Source organism: Microcoleus sp. S13_C5 (assembly GCF_036700845.1).
GTDB lineage: Bacteria > Cyanobacteriota > Cyanobacteriia > Cyanobacteriales > Microcoleaceae > Microcoleus.
On sequence record NZ_JAUBPR010000288.1, the window covers coordinates 1 to 1,414 of the forward strand.

Below are 1,414 nucleotides of genomic sequence, written 5' to 3' on the forward strand. Positions count from 1 at the left end.
CCCATGATATTATAAATACTACCAATCACAGAGTATCCATAATATAAGGGCTAATTATGATAGATATTTGGTACTAAAATTTTTAGTACCAAATATCTATCATAATTAGCCCTTATATTATGGATAATATGTTATTGGTAATATTTATAATATCATGGGTAATAAGTATAGGTTATAACTATTTATGATGGGTAATTTATAAGGGATAATCCTCAGTATCGGGAGTGTCTATCATGGGTAATTTATGATTGATATCCTCACCATCGGGAGTGTTTGTTATGGGTAATTATCAACCATAATTATCATCTATTTACTAACAGCAACCTCGGATTTGTAGGGTATAAGTTAACATTTTTAAACCCTATAAATTAGGGGTTACTATCAGGAATTGTGAGGGGTTTCTGATAGTAACCATCCGCAAGGGCGATCGGATGAACCGCCCGCCCCGCTACCACCGCCACCACACCCGCCCCGCCCCGCACCCGCCACCATCCACAATCCAAACCCACAATCCAAACCCGCCCCACCGCCCCACACCCGCCCCGACAGTGCCAGCACCGCACCCGCCCCGCCCCCACCGCATCCACAGGCAACCCGCCCCGATGCCGCCACCATCCCCAAGGGCGATCGGATGAACCGCCACAATCTCACTACAGCCTCCACAAGCTAACGTCTCACCAGCGCCGTCTATTTGCGCGTTCTAGCCGTGTTTAACCTCTCCCACGCCAGATACAGCACAGCACCGGGTTAGGCTGGTTATTGCTCGTTTAATGCGGGGTAGGGCTTTTAGGGCGATCGGATGAACCCACACCCGCAGGCAGGCAGGCAAGGCACGGCAGGCACGGCAGGCAGTGCCAAAACCGCACCATCTAGTGCGGTGCGGGTGTGTTTGGGGTGATTGCACATCTGGCACGGCAGGCAGTGCCACAATCGCACCCTAAGCACGGCAGGCAGTACAACAGGTGGCAGGTTCTAGCGGCGTAGTTAAACGCGGTCGGTTGGATGCTTGCGGATGTGGTGCGGTCGGAGCGGTGGCACTGCCGTACAGCGTGGGAGTATTTCGGGTTTGATTACAAAAAACACCCCTATACCCCCCTTAAGGAAAACTCGATGTCTGAAACCCTTATAAATCAAGGAAAAGTCGGCGGTGCTAATTTTTTCGCCCGACACCACTTAAAAAACACTAAAAACATTACACCGTATATATCTTAGCCGTTGTAGCAGGCTAAATCTAAAAATCGGTTGCACCGCCTCACAATTGAGAATGGAGTCAATAACGATTACCTGAAACCCGCATTCTATCGTTACCCCCAAAATGGGTGTTTTTGAGGCGATCGGAAAATTTGAGCGGTGGCGGTCTAGCTTTTTTGCTTCAGACACTCACCTGAAAACTGAGTGCTTTTTTAAAAACTGG

Annotated in this window: 1 protein-coding gene; it reads right to left on the reverse strand. The window is 48.5% G+C overall.

The genetic code is table 11. The features are described 5' to 3' along the window. Positions 1–381: 381 nt before the first annotated feature. Positions 382–651 carry a hypothetical protein gene (locus tag QUA04_RS29645; RefSeq protein WP_333264372.1) on the reverse strand — a complete coding sequence of 90 codons (270 nt, stop codon included), beginning with the start codon at positions 649–651 and terminating at the stop codon, positions 382–384. Positions 652–1,414: the final 763 nt, after the last annotated feature.